Genomic DNA, 14,541 nt, shown 5'->3' on the forward strand with positions numbered 1-14,541 from the left:
GTGCGATAACGTTGCGACCACTTTACCGCCGAGGACACCGCGACCCCAAACCGCGTGGCCGCAGATCGGCAGCTCTCGCCGGCTTCGATCGCACCAACGACCCGCTGGCGAAGATCATGCGAAAGAGGTGCTGTCATCCGATGCCGGCCTCCCATCCAGTCAGCATCTTGAATCACACATCAGCCGCGATCGGAACCACAAGTCGATTCCGATAAAACCCGAAACGCTCTAGTCCGCCCTGGCGGATCACTCCGCCCGGGCCACCTCGGGAAGGCCGGCCACGAGGGCTTCTTCCACCAAGGCGGCATCGACAGCCGGCTCGGGCGGGCGGGTGCGCGGCAGGGCGGAATCCAGAAAGGCCTCGAAGGCCGACAGCGTCGGCTCGCGGTAACGGTCGGCTTCCTGAAGAAGCTCGTGCCGCGCGCCGGCCACGCGCAGGAAATGGCCCGAGCGCATCCGCCAGGCCAAACGCTCCGCCGCGCGGTTGGAAACGATCCGATCCGCTCCGGCGGCGATAATGAGCGTCGGCACGCGCATTCGTGCGATGCGGTCGGACTCCTCCAGCCGGCGCTGCGCGCGAAGGACGGCGCGCAGCCAGGAGGCCGAGAGCGTCTGGACGAAGAGATCGGGCGCTGCGGTCTGGAGCGCGAGATTGCGCTCGAAGCGGGCCCGGTCCGAGGTCAATGTGTTGTCGGCCAAACTCGAGCCCGGCTCGATGCGCCGCGCCCGGCGCAGCGGCAGCCGGCCGAAGCCCGTCCAATGCAGGGCGGAGGCGACGGCGCCGAGAAGCCGGAGCTTGAACGGCGAACCGGGCAGGGCGACGAAGGGCGCCAGCACGACCATGCGCTGGACGCGATCCTGCAGCCGCTCCATCGCGCTCAGCGCCACGAGCCCACCCATGGAATGGGCGAGCACCGCGTAAGGGGCGGGGCATCGCGCGAGGACGATCTCGTGGAAGAAGCGCATGACATCGTCGACGAAATGGGCGACGCGCGTGACATGGCCGATCGTGGGATTGGGGAGCGAGCGGAAGGAGCGGCCCTGGCCGCGCCAGTCGAATGTCGCGACGACGAAGCCGAGCCGGTTCAGATCGCGCATCGTCTCGAAATATTTCTCGCTCGCCTCGTTGCGCCCCTGCAGCAGAAGGACGGTACCTCGGCTCCGCCCGCCTTCGGCCGCCGGCGCGATCGCAAAGCGCAGCGTCCGGCCCTGGCCGATATCGAGCAGCCCCATGTCCAGTCGATCGGGCGGCGGATTGTCGGGCGAGGCGACGAAGGGCGGCAGGGTTTGAGACACGGGCGGCGATCCCTTCGAGCGGCAAGGCGGGCCGGGCCTGCGAGGGTCCCGAACCTGTCCTCTCCTATAGCGCATGGCGAGGCCGGATGGCGAACGGCGGCGTGGGCAAGCGGCCGTCATATCCCCCATGCAAAGGGAGCCGGCCCCTCCTGGAAGGGGCCGGCTCCACGCAACCCTGGCGGAAGGGACGGGACGCCGAGGGCTGTGCCCCGCAAGGCTGCGGGCCTCGCGGATCGCCAATCTGCGCCATGCCGGATGAACCCAGGCCAAAGGGATCATTCATCCCCCGTTCATCGCTCAGCCACCCGCTAAGCCGCTGTTTCGGCTCGCACAAAAAATCTTCGAAAAAAATTGGGGCGGCGCTTGAAGGCCCGTTTTGAGCTTACCATCTCAGTCCCGTGGCCGCCGAATGGGGCCGCTGACGGGAGACCCTCCGCCGGAACGGGGAGGATGCAAACGTCTCGCGTCAAAGTCGCAAACCTGTTGCTTCCTATGGAGAACGACCATGCGTCAGTTTGATTTCGCCCCCCTGTACCGTTCGACCGTCGGCTTCGACCGTCTCTTCTCGATGCTCGACACGCTCGGCTCGAACGAGGCCGCTCAGAGCTACCCGCCCTACAATATCGAGCGGACCGGCGAGAACGCCTATCGCATCACCATGGCCGTCGCCGGCTTCGGCGACAACGAGCTCTCGATCGAGTCGCGTGAGAACACGCTGACCGTCAAGGGCGAGAAGGCGGACGCTGAGGGGGAGGGCGCCGAGTTCCTCTACCGCGGCATCGCGGGCCGGGCCTTCGAGCGCCGGTTCCAGCTCGCCGACCATGTGGAGGTGAAGGGCGCGAGCCTCAAGAACGGGCTCCTCCATATCGACCTTCTGCGCGTGATCCCCGAGGCCATGAAGCCCCGCCGGATCGAGATTTCGAACGCCAACGCCAATGCGAAGGCGATCGAGGCCAACGCCGCCTGATCGGTCGATCATCGCTTCATGGAAACGGCGCCCTTCGGGGCGCCGTTTTTCGTTGTGCTTCCATCGAGCCATGCGCGTTTTCCGCGCGAACGAAAAAGGGCCGGATGGGATGTCCCATCCGGCCCTTGCGTGTTCGAGAGATCAGGGCGTCAGTGTCGCGCCTCGGAGGCGGTGCCGTTGGACGCGGCCGCACCTTCGTTCTGCGTGGACGAACGGAAATGGCCGGGTTCCGTGTTGCGGCTTTCGGTCCAACCCGCCATCCATTCGGCCCGCAGGCTGGAGCCTACGGGATATTCGCAGGATGACATCGGATGGTTGTTCTGGAAGGCCAGCTTGCCCTGATGAAATGCGTCGGCTGCCATGAGTTCCTCCGCGTTGTTGATCAGTTGCAGAAACGCCTTCGCCGCCGCTCCGTTCCCGCTTTTTTTGGCGTCAGTTCATCCCGGCCAGGAATCGGTCCACATCGGCGGCCTCGGTGGACCAGCTCGTGACGAGCCGCACGAGGCGCTCGGTCTCGCTCATCCGCACGCCGCTGCCATGGGGCAGGTTCCAGTCGTAGAACATGGCGCCCTGGGCCCGCAGCGCGTCCGCCGTTACCTGATCGAGAATCGCGAAGACCTCGTTCGAGCGCGTGTCCCAGGCCTGACGGGCGTGGGGACGGTTGGTGAGGCCGGCGCGCAGCCGGTCGGCCATCGCGTTGGCATGGGCGGCGAGGGTCAGCCAGAGCCCGTCGTCGAGATAGGCCATGAACTGCGCCGCCATGAAGCGCGTCTTGGAAAAGAGCTGCGCGCCGCGCTTGCGGATATAGGGAAACTGCCTGGCCTTGTCGGGATCGAAGAAGACCACCGCCTCGGCGCACCAGCAGCCGTTCTTGGTGGCGCCGAAGGAGAGGATGTCGATGCCGGCGCGCCATGTCATGTCGGCGGGCGACAGGCCGGTGGCGGCCAGCGCGTTGGCGAAGCGCGCGCCGTCCATGTGGAAGGCCAGGTCCTGCTCATGTGCGATCTCGGCGATGGCGGCGATCTCGTCGCGGCCGTAGAGCGTGCCGACTTCGCTCGCCTGGCTGATCGTCACGGCCATCGGCTGGCCGGCATGGATGAAGCCGGGCCGGAAGCGCGCCAGCTCGTGGCGAAGCTGCCCCGGATCGATGCGGCCGAGCGCTCCGTCCACCGGCGCCATGCGCGCGCCATGGGTGAAGAATTCCGGCGCGCCGCATTCGTCCTCCACGACATGCGCCTCGCGATGGCACATGACGACCCCGCCCGGCCGGTTGACGGCGGCAAAGCTCAAGGAGTTGGCGGCCGTGCCGGTGCCCACGAAGAAGACGGCGACCTCGCGCTCGAAGATCTCGTTGAAGCGCTGTTCCACCGCCTTGTCGATGTCGCTCGACCCATAGGCCGCGGCCATGCCTGCGCCATGCGTGGACAAAGCGGCGGATACGGCCGGATGCGCGCCGGACCAGTTGTCGGATGCGAAGATCATGAAGCTCGTTCCGCCTGAAGATTTGGAAGCGACAGGCCTTGCGCGCTTCGAACAGGCCCGTCAACCGCGCGTGGCGACGCGGCTTTCGAGGCGGCTCACGATTTCCTTCCACGGGTCGCCTGGCTTTGCGCGCTTCAAACCGACGCGCCGACACGCTAGAAGCACTCTTGAAAAAATCTAAGGAAGCTGCAATAAGCCCTGAGATATGGCAGCAATGCTGACCTAAATTGCCGGCCGTTCCTGGCCGCAAGGACGAACCCCGGCGGATCGTGGGGGCTGGAGACATGGGGCGAGGATGCCCCGATCGAAACGGGAAGTCCCTTTGGGGCGCGATGGTCTGGGCCGTCCGCGCCCTCTTGGCCTGCCCGGAACTGGAACCCGCATCTGGCGCGGTTCGTGAAGAGGGAGACGTGACGCGATGACGAAGACGCCATCCATTCTCGAGAGCGAGGCCGCCATGGCCGCGAACACTCGTGTCGCGCCGGTCAAACCCCGCACCTTGCCGGAGGCGCAGGGCCTCTACGACCCGACCAAGGAGCACGATGCCTGCGGCGTCGGCTTCATCGCGCATATGAAGAACGAGAAGTCCCACTCGATCATCGAGAAGGGGCTGAAGATCCTGCACAATCTCGAACATCGCGGGGCCGTCGGCGCCGATCCGCTGATGGGCGACGGCGCGGGCATGCTCGTGCAGATCCCGCATGGTTTCTTCAAGGCCGAGATGGCGAGCCAGGGCGTCGAACTGCCCGAGGTCGGTCATTACGGCGTCGGCTTCGTCTTCATGCCGCAGGACGAAGCGCGCCGGCTCCACTTCAAGGCGCTGTTCGAACAGGCCGTGCAGGAAGAAGGCTGCACGGTTCTGGGCTGGCGCGAAGTGCCGGTCGACAACGCCTCGCTTTCCAAGGCGCCGGACATCGCGGCCACCGAGCCGATGCACCGGCAGATCTTCATCGGCCGTCCGGCGTCCGCGCAGACGGACGACGAGTTCGAGCGCAAGCTCTACATCATCCGCAAGGTCGTCTCGAACCGGGTCTATGCCGAGGCGCAGTCCGTCGACACCGACTTCTACGTCGTGTCGCTGTCCTCGCGCACCATCGTCTACAAGGGCATGTTCCTGTCCTATCAGGTCGGCGCCTATTATCGCGACCTGAAGGACGAGCGCTTCGAATCCGCGCTCGCCCTTGTTCACCAGCGCTTCTCCACCAACACGTTCCCGTCCTGGCGGCTCGCCCATCCCTACCGGATGGTGGCCCATAACGGCGAGATCAACACGCTGCGCGGCAACGTCAACTGGATGGCGGCGCGTCAGGCCTCGGTGGATTCCGAGCTCTTCGGCAACGACATTTCCAAGCTCTGGCCGATCTCCTACGAAGGCCAGTCCGACACGGCCTGCTTCGACAACGCGCTCGAACTCCTGACGCAGGGCGGCTATCCGCTCGCCCATGCGATGATGATGCTGATCCCCGAGGCCTGGGCCGGCAACAAGGAAATGGCGCCCGAGCGCAAGGCCTTCTACGAGTATCACGCCGCCCTCATGGAGCCCTGGGACGGCCCGGCCGCCGTGTGCTTCACGGACGGTCGCCAGATCGGCGCGACGCTCGACCGCAACGGTTTGCGGCCGGCGCGCTACGTCGTGACCGACGACGATCTCGTGATCCTCGCCTCGGAAGCCGGCACGCTGGAAGTCGCCGAGGACCGGATCATCACCAAGTGGCGGCTCCAGCCCGGCCGCATGCTCCTGATCGACCTCGAAAAGGGTCGCATCATTTCCGACGAGGAAGTGAAGGGCGAGATCGCCACGGCCAACCCGTATCGCGACTGGCTGAAGTCGACGCAGCTCATCCTCGAAGACCTGAAGCCCGTGCAGCCGCGCGACTCGCGCGCCGACGTGTCGCTGCTCGACCGTCAGCAGGCCTTCGGCTACACGCAGGAAGACACGAAGATCCTGATGGCGCCCATGGCCACGACGGGCCAGGAAGCCATCGGCTCGATGGGCACGGACACGCCGATCTCGGCCATGTCCGAGAAGTCGAAGCTGCTCTACACCTATTTCAAGCAGAACTTCGCGCAGGTCACCAACCCGCCGATCGATCCGATCCGCGAAGAGCTGGTCATGAGCCTCGTGTCCTTCATCGGACCCCGGCCCAACATCTTCGATCTGGAAGGCACCTCGCGCCGCAAGCGGCTCGAAGTGCGCCAGCCGATCCTGACCAATGGCGATCTGGAGAAGATCCGCACGATCGGCCACACGGAAGATCGCTTCGACACCAAGACGCTCGACACGACCTATCCGACCGAGCAGGGCGCGGGCGGCATGGCCGGCGCGCTGGATCGCCTGTGCGAACGCGCCGAGGCGGCGGTCGTCGGCGGCTACAACATCATCGTCCTGTCGGACCGGCAGATGGGCCCCGATCGCATTCCGATCCCGGCGCTTCTGGCGACGGCCGCCGTGCATCATCACCTGATCCGCAAGGGTCTGCGCACGGCCGCCGGTCTCGTCGTGGAATCGGGCGAACCGCGCGAGGTGCATCATTTCGCGTGTCTGGCCGGCTACGGCGCGGAGGCGATCAACCCCTATCTCGCCTTCGACACGCTGCTCGCCATGCATGCGCGCGGCGACTTCCCGCCGGAGGTGGACGCCAAGGAAGTGGTCGGCCGCTTCATCAAGTCGGTCGGCAAGGGCCTGCTCAAGGTCATGTCCAAGATGGGCATTTCGACCTACCAGTCCTATTGCGGCGCGCAGATCTTCGACGCGATCGGCCTCAAGTCCGATTTCGTGAAGCGCTACTTCTTCGGAACGTCCACGACGATCGAGGGCGTCGGGCTGGAGGAGATCGCCCGCGAAACGGTGGAGCGTCACACGCTCGCCTTCTCGGCCGATCCGGTTCTGGCGCGCTCGCTGGAAGTCGGCGGCGAATATGCCTACCGCATGCGCGGCGAGGCCCATATCTGGTCGCCCGACGTCGTGGCCGCGCTTCAGCACGCCGTGCGCCTCGACAGCTACAAGACCTACAAGGAATATGCCGCGCTGGTGAACGGCGCGTCGGCCGACGCGCAGACCATTCGCGGCCTGTTCAAGATCCGCATGGCCGAAGACCTCGGTCTCCAGCCCGTGCCGATCGAAGAGGTGGAATCGGCCGCCGACATCGTGCGGCGCTTCTCCACCGGCGCGATGAGCTTCGGCTCGATCTCGCGCGAGGCGCACGCGACGCTCGCCGTCGCGATGAACCGGATCGGCGGCAAGTCCAACACGGGCGAGGGCGGCGAGGAGCCGGATCGCTACGCGCGTCTGCCGAACGGCGACGTGAACCCCGAGCGCTCCGCCATCAAGCAGATCGCCTCCGGCCGCTTCGGCGTGACGACCGACTATCTCGTCAATGCCGACATGCTGCAGATCAAGGTCGCGCAGGGCGCCAAGCCCGGCGAGGGCGGCCAGCTGCCCGGCCACAAGGTGGACGCGACGATCGCCAAGACGCGCCACTCGACGCCGGGCGTCGGCCTGATCTCGCCGCCGCCGCATCACGACATCTACTCGATCGAGGATCTGGCGCAGCTGATCTTCGACCTGAAGAACGTGAACCCCGAGGCCGACATCTCGGTGAAGCTCGTGTCGGAAGTGGGTGTCGGCACGGTCGCGGCCGGTGTCGCTAAGGCGCGCGCCGACCACATCATCGTGTCGGGCTTCGACGGCGGCACGGGCGCTTCGCCGCTCACTTCGATCAAGCATGCCGGCTCCCCCTGGGAGATGGGCTTGGCCGAAACCCAGCAGACGCTGGTGCTCAACGGGCTTCGCTCGCGCATCGCGCTGCAGGTCGACGGCGGGCTTCGCACAGGCCGCGACGTCGTGATCGGCGCGCTGCTCGGCGCGGACGAGTTCGGCTTCTCGACGGGCCCGCTGATCGCGGCCGGCTGCATCATGATGCGCAAGTGCCACCTCAACACCTGCCCGGTGGGCGTCGCCACGCAGGACCCCGTTCTGCGCAAGCGCTTCAAGGGTACGCCCGAGCACGTCATCAACTTCTTCTTCTTCGTCGCCGAGGAAGTGCGCGAGATCCTCGCGGCCATGGGCGTTCGCTCGCTGGCGGAGCTGATCGGCCGCTCCGAGCGCCTCGACAAGCAGGAGCTGGTGGACCACTGGAAGGCGCGGGGGCTCGACTTCTCGCGCATGTTCCACAAGCCGGAGGCCCCGGTCGAGGAAACGCTCTGGACGCGCCGGCAGGAGCATCCGATCGCCGAGGTGCTCGACCGCAAGCTGATCGCTGAGGCCGAGGCCGCGCTCACCGCGCGCCAGCAGGTCGAGATCGAAACCGCGATCGGCAATGTCGATCGCTCGGCCGGCGCCATGCTGTCGGGCGAAGTCGCCAAGCGCTTCGGCCACAAGGGGCTCGCCGACGACACGATCAAGGTGAAGCTGACGGGCACGGCCGGCCAGAGCTTCGCGGCCTTCCTCGCCAAGGGCGTCACCTTCGACCTCGTGGGCGACGGCAACGACTATGTCGGCAAGGGCCTGTCGGGCGGCAAGATCATCGTGCGCCCGCGCGAGAACACGCGCATCGTGCCCGAGGAGTCGATCATCGTCGGCAACACGGTGCTCTACGGCGCGATCTCCGGCGAGTGCTACTTCCGGGGCGTGGCGGGCGAGCGTTTCGCCGTGCGCAACTCGGGCGCCATCGCGGTGGTCGAGGGCGTGGGCGACCACGGCTGCGAATACATGACCGGCGGCGTGGTGGTGATCCTCGGGCATACGGGCCGCAACTTCGCGGCCGGCATGTCGGGCGGCATCGCCTATGTCTACGATCCCGAAGGCAATTTCGCGAACCGTTGCAACATGGCCATGGTCGAACTGGAGCCGGTGCCGGAGGAGGACGACCTCCTGGAAAAGCTGCACCATCACGGCGGCGATCTCCAGCACAAGGGCCGGGTCGACGTGTCCTCGAACATGACGGGCCATGACGACGAGCGTCTCTACAAGCTGATCTCCAACCATCTCCACTACACGGGCTCGACCCGCGCCAAGGAGATGCTGGACCACTGGGAGACCTACCGTCCGAAATTCGTGAAGGTCATGCCGGTCGAGTACCGCCGCGCCCTTCTCGAAATGGAGCGGGCTCGCATGGGCGTCGCCGCCGAGTAAGGCGGCGTCAGGCCTCGAACGAGGCGCTATGGAGGGCGGATGGCGGTTTCGGTCGCCATCGCCTTTCCGACGGGGGTGGCGGGTCAGCGGATAGGGTCCGATGCCGGCCTTGATCCTTGGAGCCCCGTTCGGTTGCGCCTTCTGAACAAGACGCCGGTATCCGCGGCCCTGATCCGCCTTCTCGCCGCCGGTCGGCGAGAGCGGAGGGAAACAACGGGTCGCCGGCAATCGCTCGCGAAGTCTAGACGCGTTCTATTCTCGCGGATTTTGGTGTAATGCGACGCGGAACGACGCAGCCCCGATGGACCGGGCATGCGGCGTCGCGCTGCGGTCTGCCGCTGCATGGGATGTGGCGGAACTTAAGACGGAGGGGCATATGGGCAAGGTGACGGGCTTTCTGGAGATCGACCGCCAGACGGCGAAATATCAGCCGGCGTCCGACCGCATTCGCCATTTCCGCGAGTTCACGCTGCCGATCTCCGACGAGGAGGTCGGCAAGCAGGCGGCGCGCTGCATGGATTGCGGCATTCCCTTCTGCCACGGGCCGACGGGCTGCCCCGTCCACAACCAGATCCCGGACTGGAACGATCTCGTTTATTCCGGCGATTGGGAGACGGCGATCCGCAATCTCCACTCGACCAACAACTTCCCGGAATTCACCGGCCGCATCTGCCCCGCGCCTTGCGAGGAAGCCTGCACGCTGAATCTGGAAGACGTGCCGGTCGCCATCAAGACGGTGGAACAGGCGATCGCCGACAAGGCCTACAAGCTCGGCCTCATCAAGCCGCAGCCGGCCGAAACGCAGACCGGCAAGCGCGTCGCCGTGATCGGCTCCGGCCCGGCGGGTCTCGCCGCCGCCCAGCAGCTCGGCCGCGCTGGCCATGAGGTGCATGTGTTCGAGCGGGAATCCCGCCCGGGCGGTCTGCTGCGCTACGGCATTCCCGACTTCAAGATGGAAAAGCACTGGATCGACAAGCGCGTCGAGCAGATGGAAGGCGAGGGCGTCACCTTCCATTGCGGCGTGAATATCGGCCGGGATCGCAGCCTGAGCGACCTTCAGGCCGAGTTCGACGCGGTTCTCTATTGCGGCGGCGCCGAGCGCCCGCGCGATGCCGGCATTCCGACCAATGGTCTCGACGGCATCTACGACGCCATGCCCTACCTGGTTCAGCAGAACCGGCGCGTCGGCGGCGAGAAGGTCGAGAGCGCGGGCTGGAACGCCGGCGAGATCTGGGCCGGCGCCAAGCATGTCGTCGTCGTCGGCGGTGGCGACACGGCGTCGGACTGCGTCGGCACGGCGTTCCGCCAGGGCGCGGTGAAGGTCACGCAGCTCGACATCCGCCCGCAGCCGCCCAAGACCGAGAACAAGCTCGAAGTCTGGCCCTATTGGGCGACCAAGATGCGCGTCTCCTCCTCCCAGGCCGAGGGCGCGGTGCGCGAGTTCCAGGTGGCGACGCTCGAGTTCGTCGGCGAGGACGGGCAGCTGACCGGCGTGAAGTGCGCGCAGGTGGACGACCGGCGCAAGCCGATCCCCGGCACGGAATTCGTCATCAAGGCCGATCTCGCCTTCATCGCCATCGGCTTCGCCGGTCCGTTCATGGACGGGTTCATGGCCGATGCCGGCGAGGCGCTGAAGACCAAGGCCGACAGCCGCGGCAATGTCGCGGTGCTCGCCGACGACAAGCGCTACCTCACCTCGATCGACAAGCTCTACACGGCGGGCGACGTGCGTCGCGGCCAGTCGCTGGTGGTCTGGGCGATCCGCGAAGGGCGTCAGGCGGCCCGCGCCATCGATCTCGACCTGATGGGCAAGACGACGCTGCCGCTCTGATCGAAGCGGGTTCGAAAACAAAAAGGCTCGCCCCGAGGGGCGAGCCTTTTTCGTTTGCGCCTGTCAGTTGACGGCGGACGTATCCGGCGTGCCGGCTTTGCTCGGGGCGGGGGCCGCCGGCGCGGGCGCGGCTTTGGGCTCCGCCTCGGGTGAATGGAGGCGCAGTTCTTCGAGGCTCGTCGTGCCGCGAAAGACGATGGCGTTGTCGTGCGTGATGGGCGAGACCGCATTGTCGCGCCCGGTCCAGCTGAACTGGTCGGCCCGGCCCGAAACGGCGGCGGTCGCGATGCCCTCGCGCACCAGCTTCTCGCGCGGCGAGCCTTGGCCTCCGGCCGCATCCTTTGGCCCGCCGAGAAGCTGATCGCCGCCGTCGAGACGCGGGTCGGCGAAAGAGACCGGCGGCGCGGAGGTCGCGAGCGCGGCGTCCACGGCGGTCGGAAGGTCCTTCGCCGAAAGCTGCTGATCGGCAAGGCTCGCGACGAAATCCTCGACATTGAGGCCGAGCACCTTCGTCACCGGCTTTTCCACGTAGAAGGCGAGCTTTTCCTGACCCGCGCCGGTAAGCGTGATGCCGTCGGAATTGCGCAGGCGCACGGTCTGGCCGGCCGTGTCGGGGCCGGAGGTCACGAAGCCACCATTGGCGTCGGTGAAGCCGCTCCAGACATCGACATATTCGCCGCCGGACATCAGCGCCACGGTGCGGAAGAGGTCGTTGAGATAGACCATGTCCTCCGTCGCGCGGTCGGACTGGAAGGCCGGCATCCCGACCCAGAGGAAGGGCACTTTCTTGGCGCGGATCGCCTCGGCGAGCGCCTTGGCGCGGCCCTCATAGGCCTCGGCCCATTCCTGCCCGCGAAGGGGCAGGGCGCCGTCCGGCGCGCGAATGGCCTGCCGGTCGTTGGCGCCGAGCATCACCACCACTGCGGCCGGCTTGGTTTCGTCGATCATGGTGCCGATCGTCGCCGGCCAGTCACGATGATCGTCGCGCACGAGGCCGGACGAGCCGTCGACGCGGGTGGTGACGCGGATGTCGCGATTGTCGGCGAAGGCGGCTTCGAGGCCCTTGCCGAGCGAGCCCGCCATGAAATCGCCGATCACGAGGACGTTGCGCGCCGTCTCGCTCTTTTCCACGGCCGGCGTGCTCGCGGCCGCTGCGGCCGTGGCGGCGGCGGTCGCCGCTGCCGCGCCCGTGGCGGCCCGGCTCGGGCTGCGACGCGGGGCCGACGCTTCGGCCGGGGCCCTCTTGCGCGGCGCCTTGCGGATGATCCGGCGCGGCGGCGGCTCCTCGTAGACGCGATAGGAGGGACGGGCGCGAGGCGGCCCCCCGAACAGCATGTCGAGAAGCGAGCGCGGCCGGTCCTGCGCCATGGCCTCGACCGGCAGCAGCATCGCCGCGACCGTGAGCGCCACGATAGGGGCGAGCCCCAGGCGGCGCCTTCGGGCGGCGATGCTGCGTTTCGTCATGCGTTCACTGTCTCCGCAGAAGCTCCAGAAGAGCCTTCGAGGCATTGCCGTCTTCCTCCATGCCGGCGCGGCGCTGGTAGGCGGTGATGGCGGTCTTCGATCCTTCGCCGATCTTGCCATCGATCTTGCCGTCGTAGAACCCGTGCTGGGTGAGGCGCTGCTGCACTTCGTAGCGCTCTTCCATGCTCAAGGGAACGTAGCCGCGCGGCCAGGGTTGCGCGAAGGCCCCGTAGCCGGCGATGCGGTCGGCCAGATGTCCGACGGCGAGCGCGTATTTGTCGGCATTGTTGTAGCGCTTGATGACGAAGAAGTTCTTGGTCATCAGGAAGGCCGGGCCACTCGCGCCCGCCGGCATCATGAGATTGGCGCGGTCCGAGGGCGTCGGTAAGGGCCGGTTGCTGACGCGCTTGAAACCGAGGCTCTGCCACTGCGACAGCGTCTTGCCGGCGCGCTCCATCTTGGCCGATCCCGCCGGCGCGACGACCTCGTAGCCCCAGGTCTTGCCGCTCTGCCAGCCGTTCTTGCGAAGGAGATTGGCGGCGGTCGCCAGCGCGTCGGGCACCGAGCGCCAGATGTCGGGATGGCCGTTGCCGTCCATGTCCACGGCATAGGCCTGGTAGCTCGTCGGGATGAACTGCGTGTGGCCCATGGCGCCGGCCCAGGAGCCGGTCAGCCCTTCGGGCGTCACATGCCCGTCCTGCACGATCTTCAAGGCGGCCAGAAGCTGCTGGCGGGCGAACTTGGCGCGCTTGGGATCGAGATAGGCAAGGGTCGCCAGCGCGCGGGGTACGCTCTTCATCACGTCCTGCCGCTCCAGGATGCGCCCGTAATTGGACTCCATCGACCAGATCGCGAGGAGAATGTGCCGATCGACGCCGAAGCGCTGCTCGATCCGGTCGAGCCAGGACTTGTACTGCACGAGCATCCGGCGCCCTTCGGCCACGGATTCCTCGTTCACCCGGTTGTCCAGATAGTCCCAGATATTGTCGCGGAATTCCGGCTGGAAGCGCGCCTTCTGGATGACGTCCGGATCGGGCTCGCTGACGCCGTCGAAGACGCGTTCATAAACGCGCCGGCTGATCCCGTTGGCGACGGCGGTCTTCTCGAAACTGCCGATCCAGTTGCGGAACCCCTGGTCGGCGAAGGCGGGACCTGCGGAAACGGTCGCCAGAACGAGCGTTGCGGCGGCGAGGCGGGCGAAGCGGGCTTTGATCGGTCCAGGCATAGGCGGATCCTCGGTCGGACTGGTCGTGTGCTGTGTCCTCGAGCTTACGGGCAGGATGTAAACGCTTCGTTTACCACGTCTGAACACGAAAAGCTGAAGAGGCGCCGACACGTTGCCAGACTCCTATCTTTCTGGGGCTAAAACGCGGCATCGCGCCGTTCCCGTCGACAGGTCAGGCATTCGTGATTTATGGGTGGCGACGGGTGCACCCGCTGGAAGGATGAATGTATGCGCAAGGTCAGAAAGGCCGTATTCCCGGTCGCCGGCTTGGGAACGCGGTTTCTTCCCGCGACGAAGGCCATTCCGAAGGAGATGCTGACGGTCGTCGACCGGCCGGTGATCCAGTATGTCGTGGACGAGGCCCGTCAGGCGGGAATCGAGCATCTGATCTTCGTGACGGGACGCAACAAGGGCGTCATCGAGGACTATTTCGACATCCAGGTCGAGCTTCAGAACACGCTCACCGAGCGCAACAAGAAGGTCGAGATCGAACTTCTCGACAGCCTTCAGCCCAAAGCCGGCACGGCGAGCTTCACGCGCCAGCAGGCGCCGCTCGGCCTCGGTCACGCGGTCTGGTGCGCGCGCGATCTGGTCGGCCCCGAGCCTTTCGCGCTTCTCCTGCCTGACATGATCATGCAGGCCGAAGAGGGTTGCCTCAAGAAGATGGTCGAGCTCTACGAAGAGACCGGCGGCAACGTCATCTCCGTGGAACAGTGCGACCCCGCCGAAGCCCATAAATACGGCATCGTCGGCAAGGGCACCGAGGTCGGCTCGGGTTTCAAGGTCGACGGCATGGTGGAGAAGCCCAAGAACGAGGAAGCGCCCTCGAACTACTTCATCTCGGGCCGCTACATCCTCCAGCCCGAGATCTTCGACATCCTGTCGACGCAGGAAAAGGGCGCGGGCAACGAGATCCAGTTGACCGACGGCATGTTGAAGCTGGCGCAGAACCAGGATTTCTACGCCTATCCCTTCACCGGCCGCACCTTCGACTGCGGCTCGAAGGAAGGCTTCATCCAGGCCAATGTCGCCTTCGCGCTTTGGCGCCCGGACATTCGCGGCAAGGTCTTCGACAACCTGAAGGAACTGATGGCGACCGTCGAGCCGCAGGAGCGTCGCGGCAGCGAGCGCTGACCGGCGTC

10 protein-coding genes are annotated in these 14,541 nt (G+C 66.4%); 4 read left to right on the forward strand and 6 right to left on the reverse strand.

Going from position 1 to position 14,541, the window contains the following annotated elements; all coding sequences use genetic code 11:
- Positions 1-137, reverse strand: a 137-nt coding sequence (locus B146_RS28450; protein ID WP_155897573.1) for a helix-turn-helix domain-containing protein, incomplete at its 3' end; no start/stop codon positions are given.
- 109 nt (positions 138-246) lie between these two features.
- Positions 247-1,296 carry an alpha/beta fold hydrolase gene (locus B146_RS26540; RefSeq protein ID WP_019997768.1) on the reverse strand — a complete coding sequence of 350 codons (1,050 nt, stop codon included), beginning with the start codon at positions 1,294-1,296 and terminating at the stop codon, positions 247-249.
- 505 nt (positions 1,297-1,801) lie between these two features.
- Between B146_RS26540 and B146_RS0117500 the strand changes: the two genes are divergently transcribed.
- Positions 1,802-2,263, forward strand: coding sequence for an Hsp20 family protein (locus tag B146_RS0117500; RefSeq protein ID WP_019997769.1), 462 nt, complete (start codon positions 1,802-1,804; stop codon positions 2,261-2,263).
- A gap of 149 nt (positions 2,264-2,412) precedes the next feature.
- Here the strand turns inward: B146_RS0117500 and B146_RS0117505 are convergent, their stop codons facing one another.
- Together B146_RS0117505 and B146_RS0117510 are read right to left on the reverse strand one after the other, a co-directional pair.
- Entirely contained in the window at positions 2,413-2,625 is a 213-nt protein-coding gene (locus tag B146_RS0117505) for an Rmf/CrpP family protein (RefSeq protein ID WP_019997770.1), read from the reverse strand.
- Positions 2,626-2,695: 70 nt separating this feature from the next.
- A complete protein-coding gene (locus B146_RS0117510) occupies positions 2,696-3,745 on the reverse strand; it encodes a threonine aldolase family protein (protein WP_019997771.1) in 1,050 nt (349 codons plus the stop codon).
- 418 nt (positions 3,746-4,163) lie between these two features.
- Here B146_RS0117510 and gltB point away from each other — a divergent pair, with 418 nt between their 5' ends.
- Both gltB and B146_RS0117520 read left to right on the forward strand, forming a co-directional pair.
- Entirely contained in the window at positions 4,164-8,879 is a 4,716-nt protein-coding gene (gltB, locus tag B146_RS0117515) for a glutamate synthase large subunit (protein ID WP_019997772.1), read from the forward strand.
- A gap of 376 nt (positions 8,880-9,255) precedes the next feature.
- Positions 9,256-10,710: a glutamate synthase subunit beta gene (locus B146_RS0117520; RefSeq protein WP_019997773.1), complete on the forward strand. Its 1,455-nt coding sequence runs from the start codon at positions 9,256-9,258 to the stop codon at positions 10,708-10,710.
- A 63-nt stretch (positions 10,711-10,773) separates the two neighbouring features.
- Here B146_RS0117520 and B146_RS26545 read toward each other — a convergent pair whose 3' ends face one another.
- Both B146_RS26545 and B146_RS0117530 read right to left on the reverse strand, forming a co-directional pair.
- The gene (locus tag B146_RS26545) at positions 10,774-12,174 is read right to left on the reverse strand and encodes an SGNH/GDSL hydrolase family protein (protein WP_019997774.1); all 1,401 of its coding nucleotides are present in this window, start codon (positions 12,172-12,174) and stop codon (positions 10,774-10,776) included.
- Between the two features lie 4 nt (positions 12,175-12,178).
- Positions 12,179-13,399: a lytic murein transglycosylase gene (locus tag B146_RS0117530; RefSeq protein ID WP_019997775.1), complete on the reverse strand. Its 1,221-nt coding sequence runs from the start codon at positions 13,397-13,399 to the stop codon at positions 12,179-12,181.
- Between the two features lie 228 nt (positions 13,400-13,627).
- Here B146_RS0117530 and galU point away from each other — a divergent pair, with 228 nt between their 5' ends.
- Positions 13,628-14,533 carry a UTP--glucose-1-phosphate uridylyltransferase GalU gene (gene galU, locus B146_RS0117535; protein ID WP_019997776.1) on the forward strand — a complete coding sequence of 302 codons (906 nt, stop codon included), beginning with the start codon at positions 13,628-13,630 and terminating at the stop codon, positions 14,531-14,533.
- The last annotated feature ends 8 nt before the right edge of the window (positions 14,534-14,541 follow it).

The sequence above is a fragment of the Aureimonas ureilytica DSM 18598 = NBRC 106430 genome, from assembly GCF_000382705.1.
Lineage (GTDB): Bacteria > Pseudomonadota > Alphaproteobacteria > Rhizobiales > Rhizobiaceae > Aureimonas > Aureimonas ureilytica.